The organism is Myroides sp. LJL115, assembly GCF_054871665.1.
In genome coordinates this window covers 38,516-52,865 of the sequence record NZ_JBTXLS010000018.1, presented here as the reverse complement: position 1 = coordinate 52,865, position 14,350 = coordinate 38,516, and the positions used below count along the sequence as shown (strand labels likewise).

The window sequence follows — 14,350 nt, the reverse complement described above, 5'->3', positions numbered from 1 at the left end:
TTAAGTCCAATTCATCGATAACCTTATTTACAATGCGTACTGGATGCAAGGCAGGAATGAAATCTTCCAAAGAATGAGGAATCAAACTCATTTGATTCTGATCGTAAAGTCTATAACGTGGTGCTTGCTTTGCCATATTTACTTGAATTACTTATACTAATTTAAGTATATTAGATTGTAATTCAAATAATTATAATGGTGTTTTTTACTTAAAAGCACAAAAAAGGGGCTATCTCATTTGAGACAGCCCCTTTTAATAGCTTCTAGCTAATATTATTTTGTTAGCATTTGCCAAAGTTTATCTTTCAGCTCTACTAATCCTTTATTTGCTACTGCAGAAATAAAAAGATAAGGAGTGTCTTTAAACCCTTCATTTAATTGTGGAGTCAATTCCTCCATTAATTCTTCATCTAACATATCACACTTAGTAATAGCAATTAAACGATCTTTGTCTAACATCTCCGGATTATATCTTCTTAACTCATCTAATAAAATCTCATATTCCTTTACGATATCTTCTGCATCGGCTGGAACCATAAATAATAAAGTTGAGTTTCTTTCAATATGTCTTAAGAAATAATGTCCAAGACCTTTACCTTCGGCTGCCCCTTCAATAATACCTGGAATATCCGCCATCACAAAAGATTGGAAGTCTCTATAGGCTACGATTCCTAAGTTTGGTTTTAAAGTGGTAAACGGATAATCAGCAATTTTAGGCTTTGCTGAAGTTAAAACAGATAATAGAGTCGATTTTCCAGCATTTGGAAATCCAACTAAACCTACATCTGCAAGAACTTTCAATTCTAAAACAATATCTAACTCTTGGGCAGGAATACCTGGTTGAGCATAACGTGGAGTTTGGTTAGTTGAACTTCTAAAGTGCCAGTTTCCTAATCCTCCTTTACCACCTTCTGCTACGATTCTCTTTTCGCCATTTTTAGTAATTTCGAAAAGTACTTCACCAGTTTCTTTATCTTTCACTACTGTTCCTAATGGAACCTCAATATAACGATCTGCACCGTCTGCACCAGTACTACGAGAACTCCCTCCATCTCCACCGTGTTCAGCTTTGATGTGTCTAGCAAACTTTAAATGATAAAGTGTCCATAGGCCTTCATTTCCGACAATGTAAACATGTCCTCCACGTCCACCATCACCTCCATCAGGTCCACCTTTTTCAATAAATTTTTCACGGTGTAAATGCGTGGATCCTCGACCACCTTTACCAGAGGCTACATATATCTTTACGTAATCTACAAAATTCCCTTCAGTCATAATCGATGTTTTTTTTCCACTTGTCTTGCTATATAAACAGGACTTTGAATAACCTTTAGTATAAAACTTACTTTATAATGTTATCGATAACATTATTTAATCTTTCTGTTACTTCATGGATTTCTCCAATACCATTAATTGCATTATACTTATTTTCTTTAGTATAAAAATCAATTAAAGGAGCTGTCTTCTCATTATATTCTTGATAACGGTTTCTGATTTTCTCCGCATCTTGATCATCGCTACGACCACTTGTTTTTCCTCTTTCTAGAATTCTTTCTACTAAAACCTCATCATCTGCATCGATACCAACAGTACCAACAAAACGAATGTTTTTTTGTTTTAGTAATTCTTCTAAAGCTTCAGCTTGCGTAATAGTTCTTGGGAAACCATCAAATAAAAAACCAGCTTTATCCATATTCTTAGCAACTTCATCTGCTAGCATATCAATTGTAATTGAATCTGGAACTAATTCTCCTTTATCAATAAAAGCTTTTGCTTTATTACCTAATTCTGTAGCATTTTTCAAATTGTAACGAAAAACATCTCCTGTTGATATATGAGTCAGGTTATATCTTTCTTTAAGAAATTCTGCTTGTGTACCTTTACCAGCACCTGGTTTTCCAAATAAAACTATTGCAATCATTTTGTATTGTTTACCTTTTAGTGTATTGTTAAATTATTCTTTTATCTGATAAATCTCCGCTAAATTACGTCCGTGTTTATCATAATCCATTCCATATCCTACGATGAACTTATTCTCAATTTCAAATGCTACATAATCTAAAACTATGTCTTTATCATAAGCTTCAGGTTTTAAGCATAACGTAGCAATTTTCACTTCTTTAGTTCTTTGTTGATCAAACAGCTTTTTTAAAGCCACTATTGTATTTCCAGTATCAACTATATCTTCAATAATTATTACTACGCGATCTGTTACATCGATATCTAATCCTAATAATTGATTCACTTGATTCGTACTCTGTGTTCCTATATAGGAAGCCATTTTCACGAAACTTATCTCACATGCTCCTTTATAATGCTTTACTAAATCTGAAAGCACCATAAAAGATCCGTTTAACACTCCAATGAATACAGGCACTTCTCCTTGTAAATCCTCTTCTATTTCACTAGCTAATTCCTTTAACCTTGTTTGAATCTGTTCCTCTGAAATAAAGGGTACAAATTTCTTGTCTAAAACTTGTATTTCCATTGTTTTGTAATTTGATAAAGTGCAAATATACAAAAAGAAAGAGTTTTTTTATTACTTTTCACCTAAAGGATTTGATTTCCCACACTAAGTAGGATAGGGTTTCTATGCACTTAGATTACAAAGACAACCCATAAAAACACCTCAACTCCTCAAAAGCTAATCTATCTATTTACATCCTGTATTCTTATCTATCTCTAAGAAGGGAAAATCAGTAAAAAAGTCAGGATAGATAAAGTATCAGTTGCAGGAATCCACCCTGCTAATGCTAAGAGATACGCAACCGCTATTATTTCAAATATAGTTTATTTTTCAATAGATTAAAAAGATTATTTAACTTTTTATTAGTAATGTTATCTATCACCAACCTACCTTTGTGGAATAAGTTCCAACAAATCTAAGACTTCCTAAACATTCCTTTTAAAATTAACAAATTAAAAATCAAACTAAAAATTATATTAAGCTTTAGAAGGTATTGTAACATTGCTATATTTTTTTACTTTTTTGAAGTATCTTTGCAACATAACTATACAACGACACAATGAATTACTTTTCCTCTGATTTCCGTTTAGGAATATTAGGTGGGGGTCAATTAGGTAAAATGCTACTTAGTGAAACCCGCAAATTTGATATAGCAACTTATATCTTAGATCCTAGCAAAGATGCACCTGCACAGTTTGGTGCAACTAAGTTTGAGCAAGGAGATTTAATGGATTTCAAAACGGTATATGACTTTGGAAAACAAGTAGATGTACTTACTATTGAAATTGAAAATGTAAACTTAGATGCTTTAGAAAAACTAGAGGCAGAAGGAGTTAAAGTATATCCTTCAGCAAAAACACTTCGTTTAATTCAAAACAAAGCAAAACAGAAAGCATTCTATATTGAGAATCAGATTCCAACAGCTCTTTTTACGCGCTTTGAAAATCTTGAAGCACTAAAAAAGAGTATTTTAGACAAGCAAATAGCCCTTCCTTTTGTTTGGAAAGCTGCCCAATTTGGATATGATGGCAATGGCGTAAAAGTGGTACGCAGTATAGAGGACTTAAACACTCTTGCTGATGGAGAATGCATTGCAGAGAATATGATTCCTTTTAAGAATGAATTAGCTGTAATTGTAGCTAGAAGTGCTAGTGGACAAGTGACTACTTACCCTGTAGTAGAAATGGAATTCCACCCTGAAGCAAATCAAGTCGAGTATGTTATATGTCCTGCTAGAATAGATAAAGAAGTTGCAGAAAAAGCCATTCAAGTAGCTTTAAAAGCTTCTCAATGTTTTGATCATGTTGGATTATTAGCTGTAGAAATGTTTCAAACTAACCAAGATGATATCTTAGTTAATGAAGTAGCACCAAGACCACACAACTCTGGACATTACAGCATAGAGGCTAGCTTTACTTCTCAGTTCGAACAACACATACGTGCAATTTTGGATTTACCTTTAGGTAGCTCAGAAAGCAAGTTAGCTGGTATTATGGTTAATCTAGCTGGAGCAGAAGGCTATACTGGCCAAGTTCACTATAAAGGAATGGAAGAAATATTAAGTATTCCAGGTGTAACTCCACATATATATGGAAAAAGAGATACACGTCCATTTAGAAAAATGGGGCATGTTACTATCGTTAACCAAGATATGCAAAGCGCAAGAGAAATTGCACAAAAAGTAAAACAAACAATCCAAGTTATAAGTAAATAAACTATGAAAATAGCCGTTGTAATGGGTAGTATTTCTGACATGCCAGTCATGAAAGATGCCATTGATATTATCAAAGAATTTGGTGTTGATGTAGAAGTTGATATTGTATCTGCACACAGAACTCCAGAAAAACTAGTTGACTTTTCTACCAATGCACATAAAAACCAGATCAATGTTATTATTGCTGGAGCAGGTGGAGCAGCTCATCTTCCAGGAATGGTAGCTTCTATGAGCCCACTACCAGTTATTGGAGTACCTGTAAAATCAAGCAACTCTATAGATGGTTGGGATAGTGTTTTATCTATCTTACAAATGCCTGGAGGAGTTCCTGTAGCAACTGTAGCTTTAAATGGAGCTAAAAATGCAGGTCTTTTGGCTTTACAAATTCTTGCTAGTCAAAACCAAGAATTATTAGACAAAATGATAGCATATAAAGAAGTTCTAAAACAAGCAGTATTAAAAGCAGCTCAAGACCTAAAACAATAATTATTTTCTTGCAGTAAATCCTCTCACTTACAAAAGAAGATTACTGATTTTTAAATAAAATAAGCTCGGCTATTAGTCGAGCTTATTTTATTTATACCTAACATTGATCTCTTATAAATAAGCTATGCTGACAAGCGGTAATTAAGTCACTATAGATAAGTTGAAGACGGGAGTCACGTCTACATAATTCTAGTCCTAAATAAGGGAGAACTTGGCTTAAACTATTCCTACCTTCATAGACAAGATCTTTACATAAAGTATTAATTTTAACTTGATCTTCTTTAGTAAAACTAATATCATCTTGCACCTTATCCCAAATTACACGAGCAAGAGAATAAAATGCTTCTCTATGTTGTTTCACACTAGACTCTATCGTATCCACAACAGACAAATGCAATTCTAAATAAGGATTAGAAGGCAGTTCTAAAAAGTATTTCTTTGCTTGTTCTAAAAAATTTTGTTGCATACCCAAATGATTCACAGCTAAAGTAAAACGTGCAAAACTAAAAAACGGAAAACGATAAATAGCATTTGTATTAAAACTAGCCTGTTTTACAATACTAAACACTCGGTTTTCCCCTACTTGAACATCTTTAACACTAAAACCATGGCTACCTGTAGCCTTTAATCCAATCATATCCCAATTTCTATGAATGGTTATTTCATCTTTAAAAAAATAAAAAGAGCGGTATAAATCACTCCCATCAGGATTCTTCAAAACTATACCATCTTGAATAATTTGGCAGTTAGCAGTAAAGATAGTGGAGTGCTCCAAGCCTGTTACAATATTCCATTGACCATTTACAATATATTTTTCTCCTATTTTCTGGGCTATACCTCCTACTTTGCCACTTCCCCCGAAACAAACCTTAGGATTTGAAAAAATATCCTCACATACCGCTGGTTGCAAGTAACCCGCAAACATATTAGCACCACTACATAAAGTAGTAGTCCATCCTAAACTACCATCAATATAAGCTAGGGATTCTTGGATCTCTAAAGCCTTTATAAAATCTAACTCTAAGCCGTTATACTGCTTTGGCACAAACATGTTAAATAAATTGTGCTTAAATAAGATATCTAACTGTACCTTGGTTAAGCTACCTTGGTTATTAGCTAATAGAATTTGCTCTCTTAAAAGACTTTGGTCCTCTTGACTTATAATAGACATAATTTAATGTTTTTATGTACACCAAAATTATAGCTTTTGCACAAAACAAAAAAACACCTTCTGAGCAATTCTCCTTTGGCTATAAAACAAGAAATATTCCCAATCCTTTAACAGCTTACTTCTATAAAAATCCTTACTTTTATACTATTACCTATTTAATTTTTTTAAAAACATGTCAATTTTAAATAAACCTTTTCAAACTAAATTGGAAAGCATTCCTTTTAGTGAGATAAAAACACAAGATTACAAAGAAGCTTTTACCAATGCTATTACACAAGCAAAATTAGAAGTCAATCAAATTATAGAGAATAAAGAACAGCCAACTTTTGAGAATACCATACAAGCTCTTGCTTTCACAGGGATGCATCTAGAGGTACTTTCTAATTTATTCTTTAACCTCAACTCTGCTGAAACTAATGACCAAATGCAAGAAATTGCCCAGGAAATAGCTCCGCTATTAACACAATTCAGCAATGATATTACATTAAATGAAGATCTATTTAAAAGGATAAAAACGGTTTATGAGCAAAAGGATAGTTTAACTCTTACACAGGAGCAGGAAACTTTATTGAATAAGAATTATCAAGACTTTGTTCGTAATGGTGCACTGCTAAATGATCAAGAAAAAGAGACCTTAAGAAAAATCGATACAGATTTAGCAACTACTTCTTTAGACTTTGGTCAAAATGTACTTGCTGAAACAAATAACTATCATCTGCATATCACTGATGAAAAAGACTTAAGTGGTTTACCAGCTACAGAGATTGAACAGGCAAAAATAACCGCCTCAGACTTAGGTAAACAAGGATGGGTCTTTACTCTTGACTATCCTAGCTATATCCCTTTTATGACCTATGCGGACAACCGTGAACTACGAAAAGAATTAGCCATAGCCCAAGGAGCGAAAGGATTTCAAAATAATGCACATGACAATCAAGAAAATGTTATTAAGTTAGTCAACTTACGTCATCAAAGAGCTAACCTACTTGGTTATCCTACGCATGCAGATTTCGTTTTAGAGCAAAGAATGGCTCAAAATCCGACAAAAGTATTGAACTTTTTAAATGACCTATTAGTAAAAGCTAAGCCAGCAGCATTAAAGGAAGTAGAAGAATTAACTCAATTTGCTAAAGAATTAGATCAAATTGACACCCTACAAAAATGGGACACAGCTTATTACTCAGAAAAACTAAAGCAAAAGCGCTTTAATTTAGATGATGAAATTTTAAAGCCTTACTTCTCTTTAGAGAATGTATTACAAGGGGCTTTCGCTGTAGCAAATAAACTTTTTGGGTTAAAATTTGAATTGGCAAAAGACATCGACACTTATCATGAGCAAGTAGATGTTTACCAAGTTTTCGACTCAGATAATAACTATATCAGTCTTCTATACACAGACTTTTTTCCTAGAAAAGGTAAAAGAAATGGGGCTTGGATGACTAGTTTTAAGAGTCAATATATTTTAAACAACCAAAATAATCGACCACATATCTCTATAGTATGTAATTTTACTAAACCTACTCAAACAAAACCTTCGCTTTTAACTTTCAATGAAGTGACAACTCTATTCCATGAATTTGGTCATGCCCTACACGGTATGTTAGCCAACACAACTTATCCAAGCTTGTCTGGAACAAATGTTTATTGGGATTTTGTAGAGCTTCCTAGTCAGATTTTTGAAAACTGGTGTTATGAAAAAGAAGCTTTAGAACTGTTTGCTAAGCACTATCAAACCAAAGAAGTAATTCCAATGGAATTAATCGAAAAAATCAAACAAAGTGCTTCTTTTCAACAAGGAATGGCAACTATACGCCAAATAAGCTTTGGTCTTCTAGATATGGGATACCATAGCCAAGATCCAAGTAAAATTGAAAGTATTAAAGATTTTGAAGTACAACAATTCCAATCTACTGCATTATTTCCAGATGTAGAGCAAAATGCAATGAGTACTTCCTTTTCTCATATTTTCCAAGGAGGATATTCTTCAGGCTACTACAGTTATAAGTGGGCAGAGGTTTTAGATGCAGATGCATTTGCATACTTCCAAGAAAAAGGTATCTTTAATAAAGAAGTGGCTACTAAATTCAAAGAAAACATCTTATCTCAAGGAGGAACAAAACATCCAATGGACTTATATATTGATTTCCGTGGGAAAGAACCTAAGGTAGATCCTTTACTAAAAAGAGCTAATTTACTTTAATAAAAAAAAACAGCTTGTATAAGTCTACAAGCTGTTTTTTTTACAACACATTTATATATACTTTTTATAAAAGCCTTAATAAATTAATAGTCGAAAGTACGCTTTGGCCCTTTACTCTCTGGCCACTGTAAACGAGTTCCATCTTTTAATAAAGGTAAAACTGCTCTTTCATTGTTTACTTTATCTTCTTGCTCACTAGCCATATAAACTAAGATTGCAATTAGAATAGCATTATTTTGAAGGTCATCATACACTAGCTTATCTGCAGTATCGCGATTAGTATGCCATGTATAGTTTCCATACCCCCAACCTAATGAACTTAACATAAAAGCAGGAATATCTTTACTTACAAAAGAGATATGATCCGAGCTACCACCTATAGCGCTTCCTGGAAAATCTGTTTGTAAATCCTTTTTATACTCGCTAGGAACATTAGATAACCAATCTCCTAAAAACTCATAAGAATGTAAAAAACCACGACCTGATATGTTAGCTATACGACCTGTACCATTATCTTGGTTAAAAACTACTTGAATCTTATCGTGTAATTCTGGGTGATCAGCTACAAAAGCTCTAGAGCCATTTAGCCCTTGTTCCTCACTACCCCAGTTACCAACTAATATTGTTCTCTTTGGATTTGGTAATACTTTCTTTAAAATACGCATTGCCTCCATCATGGTAATAACTCCTGTACCATTATCGGTTGCTCCGGTTCCACCATCCCAGCTATCTAAGTGAGCAGATAAAACTACATATTCATCCTTCTTCTCATTCCCTGGGAATTCAGCAATTGTATTATACGTAGCTACTGTACCAAGATCTTTACTCTTTGTATTGATCTTAATAGTAGGCTTTTTACCATTCTCAACTAAACGGTATAGTAAACCGTAGTCTTCTAAAGCGATATCTACTGCCGGAATTTTATCTGTATGAGCAGCAAAAACTTTATTAGCTCCAACTACTCCACTCCAGTTAGAAGTTACAATTCCAACAGCTCCTGCCTCTTCTAATGCACGAGGAAGAGTCTTTGCAGTATACCCTGTATTCTTAATACGATTAGACCAGTTCTTAGTATCTTCTTTCTTTTGATCTACCATCTTTTGATAAGACTCTGGTGTAGCATATTCTTTCCACTGATGATCTGGTCTTCCAGTTTTTTGGTGCATAGATATCATGACGATTTTCCCCTTGATTGTTTTTAACCAAGCTTCGAATTCTGCTTTATTTTGAAAGTCTTCTAGAATTACTACTTCTGCTTCAACACCATTTTTCTTACTCGCAGGACTCCATGCAAGCTGCATTCCTTCAATAGAATGCACTCTAGGAGTTAACATAGTTATTTCTGAGGTTCCTCTTTCCCAACCTTTCCAAGTACCATACTCTTCATTACGAGCATCGATCCCTAGGTCATTATATTTATCAATTACCCAGTTATGTGCTTGCATCATCTCTGGAGTACCTACTAAACGAGGCCCAATAACATCTAAAAGTTCAAAAGAATATTCTTTTAAATGGGAATTTTCTGTTCCTTCTTTAATAATAGCATCTATAACTGGATTGGTATTTTGTGCTAGGACAACCGATCCACATAAAAGTGCTACAGCTAGTACGCTTTTACGAATTTGTGTACTTAACTCTACGTTAATTTTCATATTTTAATAGTTTAAGGTTTAGTTTGCGAGGCGGAAATTAAACAAATACTCTTTCACTTACAAATAAATAAAAAAACAACTTCACAATAAAATAAATAATTAATTAAATTTTAATCATAAAAAACACATAAAAACAAACTATACACTACTAACAACTGTATTATAGCCGTATACTATATTGTTATTTAAGATAATTTTATGTGAAAAAAATTATCCTAATATTGGATAGGTTTTATACTATTTAAAGGCTCTTTTAGGCCCTTTACTGGTAGGCCAAGCCTTTTTATTACCTTGTGCATCGGTAGGAAGCTCAATTTTCTCTCTGGAGGTTTGCTCTTCTTGCTCACTTGCTTTATAGGCCATAATTGCAATTAAAATGGCATTACTTTTTACATCATCAAACACAATCTTATCATAGGTATCTCTATTAGTGTGCCATGTGTAATCAGAGTATCCCCATTCTGTCGAGTTTAAAAAGAAAGCTGGAACATCTTCGCTAACAAATGCTGCATGATCGGATCCTCCTTCAGAAGGAGCTGCAGGGAAATTAGTTTGTAAAGCTTGTTTATGCTCTTGTGGCACCCCTGATAACCAATCGGAAATAAAGGCGTAAGAATGTAAAAATCCTTCTCCTGGTAAATAATCAATTCTACCTGTTCCTGCATCTTGGTTTAAGAGTACTTGAATATTAGGAAGAATATCTTTATTATCCTCTACAAAAGCTCGAGAACCATTCAGACCTTGTTCTTCACTCCCCCAATTTCCAACTAAAATAGTTCGTTTAGGATTAGGCAATACTTTTTTCAATATCCTAACTACCTCCATCATAGTGATAACTCCTGTACCATTATCGGTTGCCCCTGTTCCTCCATCCCAGCTATCTAAGTGAGCAGATAAAACTACATACTGATCTGGATACTTACTTCCTTTAAATTCAGCGATAGAATTAAAGGTAGGAACTTCTCCTAAATCTTTACTTTGTACGTTAACATTGATTGTAGGTGCTTTACCATTTTGAGCTAAACGATACAATAAACCATAATCTTCATTTGAAATATCAATTGTTGGTATTTTCTCACTTATAGAAGAGAAAATTCTATTGGCTCCCATTGTTCCAGTCCAATAAGACATTACAATTCCTGCTGCTCCAGCTTGCTCTAAAACAAGAGGTAATTCTCTACTAGTATAACCAGTCTTTTCTATGCGCTTATTCCAATCTTCAATAGTTTGTTTTTTGGTTTCTTGCATCTTTTGATAAGACTCCTTAGTTGCATATTCTTTCCATTGGTGATCAGGGCGACCTGATTCATGAGATAGAGAAATCATTATAAACTTTCCTTTGATGGTCTTTAACCATTGAGCAAATTGCTCTGGGTTGTCTACATCCTTTAAAATTACTACTTCCCCACTAACACCATTTTTAGCAGTTGATGGACTCCAAGCCAATTGGGTAGCTTCTAAAGATTTTATCCTTGGTGAAAGCATGGTAACATTTGATGTACCTCTTTCCCAGCCTTTCCATGTTCCATACTGCTCATTGCGCGCTTGTAATCCTAAATCCTGATATTGATCTACTACCCAATTATGGGCTTGCATCATTTGAGGAGTACCTACAAGTCTTGGTCCAATTACATCTATTAACTCAAAGGCATATTGTTCTAGGTGAGAATTCTCACTAGCTTCTTTTACAATTGCCTCAATAATTGGGTCAGATCCCTGTGCATTAGACCATGTGCTAAACAATAGTGCGACTCCTATTATTCCTTTAGTAGCCATGTTAGTCCAACAAATCTTAAATTTCATAATGGTTAATTTATAGTTTTAAAAAGGGAAAAGTACATATAAATGTAGAAAAGACCAATGTATTTTTTAACATTATTAAAAAATACAACTCCATACTATTTAAACAAAACACAACTATTAACAGGTAATAAAACTATTTCGGTAATAATTTTAATTAAAGTAAAGTAAAATAATAACTTAAAATAAATTTAAACAGAAGAAACCGTTAAATAAAACAAACAAAATTATTCTTTTAACATAACAGTTTTCTCACTAGTCTTATATGTACTAGTAACAAACGAAAATCTTGGTTTATATTTGCAAAAAAATACTTTAAACAATAATGAAAAATCTTAAAGGAATTATTTACGCTTTAATTTCCTCTGGCACGTTTGGTTTAGTACCTCTTTTCTGCCTTCCTTTAATGGTAGAAGAATTGCGTCCAAAGGATATGGTAACTATAGGTGTTCCTACCATTTTATTTTATCGCTTTTTCTTCTCTAGTATAACCATGGGTGCAGTTTGTGCCTATAAAAAGATAAGCTTGAAAATCCAACCAAAAGATTTACTAACTATTTTATTTTTAGCATTACTTTATGCTGCTACGGCAAAATATCTAGTAGACTCTTATGAATATATAGCAAGTGGACTTTCTACTACTCTGCATTTCTTATATCCTTTATTTGTGAGTGCAGTTATGATCTTGTTTTTCAAAGAAAAGAAATCCCCTGTACTGCTACTAGCAAGTATTCTTTCCCTTATTGGTGTAGCCCTTATGTGTATTAATGGACAAAGCTCACCGGCTTTACTTAAAGGACTAGGATTATCAGCTATTACCATTTTCACTTATGGCCTTTACATTGTTGGATTGAATAAATCAAGGATAGCTACTCTACCCTTTGAAATGCTGACATTCTATGTACTTTCCACTGGAGGACTAATTTTCTTTTTCTACGCTTTACTAACTACAGGAATTCAACCTATTTATCTAGCTAGTGATTGGATTAATCTTTTATTATTAGGCTTCTTCGCAACTTTTATCTCAGATATATGTTTAGTACTAGCTGTTAAATATGCTGGAAGTACTATTACTTCCATACTTGGTTCGATGGAACCTTTAGTTGCTGTTGTAGTTGGAAGTATATTCTTCCACGAATACTTCAGCCTTTATAGTGCATTAGGCCTAGTACTAGTTCTTGTAGCTGTAACTTTGGTTATATTATGGAATAGCAAGACTAACCAACCCCAATAAACACAAAATACCTACTTTGTTAGCTCAGCTACAAAATAATGAAAATAGAAAAAGGGGCTATCTCATAAAGGTTACCTAACTGTCATTCAGGAGTAAATTATTAGGTATGATTTATATTTCAGATTAAATAATTAAATTATACTAAGTAAAGCACGATATTTATTAAGTAAAAAAGGGGCTGTCTTCAATTGTGAGACAACCCCTTTTTGTTTTATTGATTTTCTTAACCCTGGTAATTAGCCAAAAAGTTCACTAGTGTTCTCACTCCACTTCCAGTTCCTCCTACTCCCTTGTAATCTCTAGGAGAGTCCATCCAAGCTGGCCCTGCTATATCAATATGTACATAAGGAAATTCAGCAAAGTGTTCTAAGAATTTACCTGCAGTTATACTTCCTGCGTATCTTCCCCCTATATTTTTCATATCTGCTACATTACTCTTCAATAAGTCTTTGTAGTCATCCCAAAAAGGAAGTTCACATAAACGCTCATGAACCTTAAACCCAGAATTAACTAACTCACCTATAATTTGTTTATCATTCCCCATAATACAAGAAGCTAGGTCTCCTGCTACAACTAGAGCTGCACCTGTTAGAGTCGCTGCATCTATAATTACTCTAGGCTGGTATTGATTAGCATAAGCAATAGCATCGGCTAAAATCATTCTACCCTCTGCATCTGTATTTAAAACCTCAACAGTCGTACCATCATACATTTTAATAACATCCCCAGGGGCATAAGCATCTCCACCTGGACGATTATCAGTTGCTGGAATTAAACCAATTACATGTACACCTAGTTGATTTAAAGCTGCAACATAAATTGCACCAGCCACACAAGCAGCACCTCCCATATCACTTTTCATGCTATCCATTGAGCCTTGTGTAGGCTTTAAACTAAGGCCTCCTGTATCGTATACAACTCCCTTACCTACCAAAACAACTGGCTCCTTATTGATTGGATTCTCTGGCTTATATTCCATAATAGTAAAAGTAGGTTGTTCAACAGATCCTTTATTCACAGCTAATAAGCCCCCCATTTTCAATTCTTCTAAAGCCTCCTTATCTAGCACATTAATTTTTAAACCTTTTGATTTTTCTAAAGCCTTAATTTGGTGAGCTAATTGAGTTGCAGTTAAAAAACTTACTGGTTCATTTACCATATCACGCGCCCAAAAAACCCCTGAAATAGTATTATTTAGATCCTTTATTTGTTTGTCATTAAAGTTACCTACTAAATATATTTTATCTAGTGCATATTCTTTGCTTTTTGCATCCTTAAAGTACTTTAAGAACTGATAATTGGATAAGGCTAAACCTTCTGCTAAAGCGATAGTTGCTTCCCCCTGTCCAATAATACTGATTTGCTCTACGTCTTTATCTAGGGTTTGACGAATAAAAAACCCATCTAAACGCATTTGTTCTAAATCACAATCTTCTTTGATAAAGAAATAGTAACTACTTCCTATTTTAGCATAATCCTTCTTCTTTTCACTTTGAATAAAATCCTGTACAAAGCCCTCTAAGGCTGGATTTATACTAGGATGAGATTTAAAATCCTTATTCATTACAAAAACCATGTTCCCATCAGCTTTTACAGCAGATAAAATTTCAATCATAATTATTATTT

11 protein-coding genes are annotated in these 14,350 nt (G+C 33.8%); 4 read left to right on the top strand and 7 right to left on the bottom strand.

Translation table 11 applies throughout. The annotated features are described in order from the left end of the window. Window positions 1-273: 273 nt before the first annotated feature. From obgE to hpt, 3 genes are all read right to left on the bottom strand, one after another. Window positions 274-1,275, bottom strand: coding sequence for a GTPase ObgE (obgE, locus tag ACYSNX_RS06430; protein ID WP_461753855.1), 1,002 nt, complete (start codon window positions 1,273-1,275; stop codon window positions 274-276). A 67-nt stretch (window positions 1,276-1,342) separates the two neighbouring features. Then, window positions 1,343-1,921, bottom strand: a complete 579-nt coding sequence (locus ACYSNX_RS06425; RefSeq protein WP_461753854.1) for an adenylate kinase — start codon at window positions 1,919-1,921, stop codon at window positions 1,343-1,345. 33 nt (window positions 1,922-1,954) lie between these two features. After that, a complete protein-coding gene (gene hpt / locus ACYSNX_RS06420) occupies window positions 1,955-2,488 on the bottom strand; it encodes a hypoxanthine phosphoribosyltransferase (RefSeq protein ID WP_461753853.1) in 534 nt (177 codons plus the stop codon). A gap of 538 nt (window positions 2,489-3,026) precedes the next feature. On the opposite strand from hpt, the gene ACYSNX_RS06415 reads away from it, so the two are divergent. Together ACYSNX_RS06415 and purE are read left to right on the top strand one after the other, a co-directional pair. Continuing rightward, on the top strand, window positions 3,027-4,181 hold the full coding sequence (locus ACYSNX_RS06415; RefSeq protein ID WP_461753852.1) for a 5-(carboxyamino)imidazole ribonucleotide synthase: 1,155 nt from the start codon (window positions 3,027-3,029) through the stop codon (window positions 4,179-4,181). Window positions 4,182-4,184: 3 nt separating this feature from the next. Continuing rightward, window positions 4,185-4,667, top strand: a complete 483-nt coding sequence (gene purE, locus ACYSNX_RS06410; protein WP_461753851.1) for a 5-(carboxyamino)imidazole ribonucleotide mutase — start codon at window positions 4,185-4,187, stop codon at window positions 4,665-4,667. A gap of 97 nt (window positions 4,668-4,764) precedes the next feature. Here purE and ACYSNX_RS06405 read toward each other — a convergent pair whose 3' ends face one another. After that, entirely contained in the window at window positions 4,765-5,838 is a 1,074-nt protein-coding gene (locus ACYSNX_RS06405; protein WP_461753850.1) for an acyl-CoA dehydrogenase family protein, read from the bottom strand. A 172-nt stretch (window positions 5,839-6,010) separates the two neighbouring features. Between ACYSNX_RS06405 and ACYSNX_RS06400 the strand changes: the two genes are divergently transcribed. Continuing rightward, window positions 6,011-8,038 carry a M3 family metallopeptidase gene (locus ACYSNX_RS06400; protein ID WP_461753849.1) on the top strand — a complete coding sequence of 676 codons (2,028 nt, stop codon included), beginning with the start codon at window positions 6,011-6,013 and terminating at the stop codon, window positions 8,036-8,038. A gap of 83 nt (window positions 8,039-8,121) precedes the next feature. Here ACYSNX_RS06400 and ACYSNX_RS06395 read toward each other — a convergent pair whose 3' ends face one another. Both ACYSNX_RS06395 and ACYSNX_RS06390 read right to left on the bottom strand, forming a co-directional pair. Continuing rightward, window positions 8,122-9,690 carry a M20/M25/M40 family metallo-hydrolase gene (locus ACYSNX_RS06395; RefSeq protein ID WP_461753848.1) on the bottom strand — a complete coding sequence of 523 codons (1,569 nt, stop codon included), beginning with the start codon at window positions 9,688-9,690 and terminating at the stop codon, window positions 8,122-8,124. A gap of 237 nt (window positions 9,691-9,927) precedes the next feature. Then, window positions 9,928-11,493 (bottom strand): M20/M25/M40 family metallo-hydrolase, encoded by a 1,566-nt coding sequence (locus ACYSNX_RS06390; protein WP_461753847.1) that lies wholly within the window; start codon window positions 11,491-11,493, stop codon window positions 9,928-9,930. Window positions 11,494-11,815: 322 nt separating this feature from the next. Here ACYSNX_RS06390 and ACYSNX_RS06385 point away from each other — a divergent pair, with 322 nt between their 5' ends. Further along, window positions 11,816-12,724 carry a DMT family transporter gene (locus tag ACYSNX_RS06385; protein WP_461753846.1) on the top strand — a complete coding sequence of 303 codons (909 nt, stop codon included), beginning with the start codon at window positions 11,816-11,818 and terminating at the stop codon, window positions 12,722-12,724. Window positions 12,725-12,947: 223 nt separating this feature from the next. Here ACYSNX_RS06385 and ACYSNX_RS06380 read toward each other — a convergent pair whose 3' ends face one another. Continuing rightward, complete coding sequence (locus tag ACYSNX_RS06380) at window positions 12,948-14,339, bottom strand: leucyl aminopeptidase family protein (protein ID WP_461753845.1); 1,392 nt, start codon at window positions 14,337-14,339, stop codon at window positions 12,948-12,950. Window positions 14,340-14,350 lie beyond the last annotated feature (11 nt).

Coding starts and splice junctions, on each gene's coding strand:
- obgE (WP_461753855.1), bottom strand. CDS start 1,275: ATGACTGAAGGGAATTTTGTAGATTACGTAAAGATATATGTAGCCTCT.
- ACYSNX_RS06425 (WP_461753854.1), bottom strand. CDS start 1,921: ATGATTGCAATAGTTTTATTTGGAAAACCAGGTGCTGGTAAAGGTACA.
- hpt (WP_461753853.1), bottom strand. CDS start 2,488: ATGGAAATACAAGTTTTAGACAAGAAATTTGTACCCTTTATTTCAGAG.
- ACYSNX_RS06415 (WP_461753852.1), top strand. CDS start 3,027: ATGAATTACTTTTCCTCTGATTTCCGTTTAGGAATATTAGGTGGGGGT.
- purE (WP_461753851.1), top strand. CDS start 4,185: ATGAAAATAGCCGTTGTAATGGGTAGTATTTCTGACATGCCAGTCATG.
- ACYSNX_RS06405 (WP_461753850.1), bottom strand. CDS start 5,838: ATGTCTATTATAAGTCAAGAGGACCAAAGTCTTTTAAGAGAGCAAATT.
- ACYSNX_RS06400 (WP_461753849.1), top strand. CDS start 6,011: ATGTCAATTTTAAATAAACCTTTTCAAACTAAATTGGAAAGCATTCCT.
- ACYSNX_RS06395 (WP_461753848.1), bottom strand. CDS start 9,690: ATGAAAATTAACGTAGAGTTAAGTACACAAATTCGTAAAAGCGTACTA.
- ACYSNX_RS06390 (WP_461753847.1), bottom strand. CDS start 11,493: ATGAAATTTAAGATTTGTTGGACTAACATGGCTACTAAAGGAATAATA.
- ACYSNX_RS06385 (WP_461753846.1), top strand. CDS start 11,816: ATGAAAAATCTTAAAGGAATTATTTACGCTTTAATTTCCTCTGGCACG.
- ACYSNX_RS06380 (WP_461753845.1), bottom strand. CDS start 14,339: ATGATTGAAATTTTATCTGCTGTAAAAGCTGATGGGAACATGGTTTTT.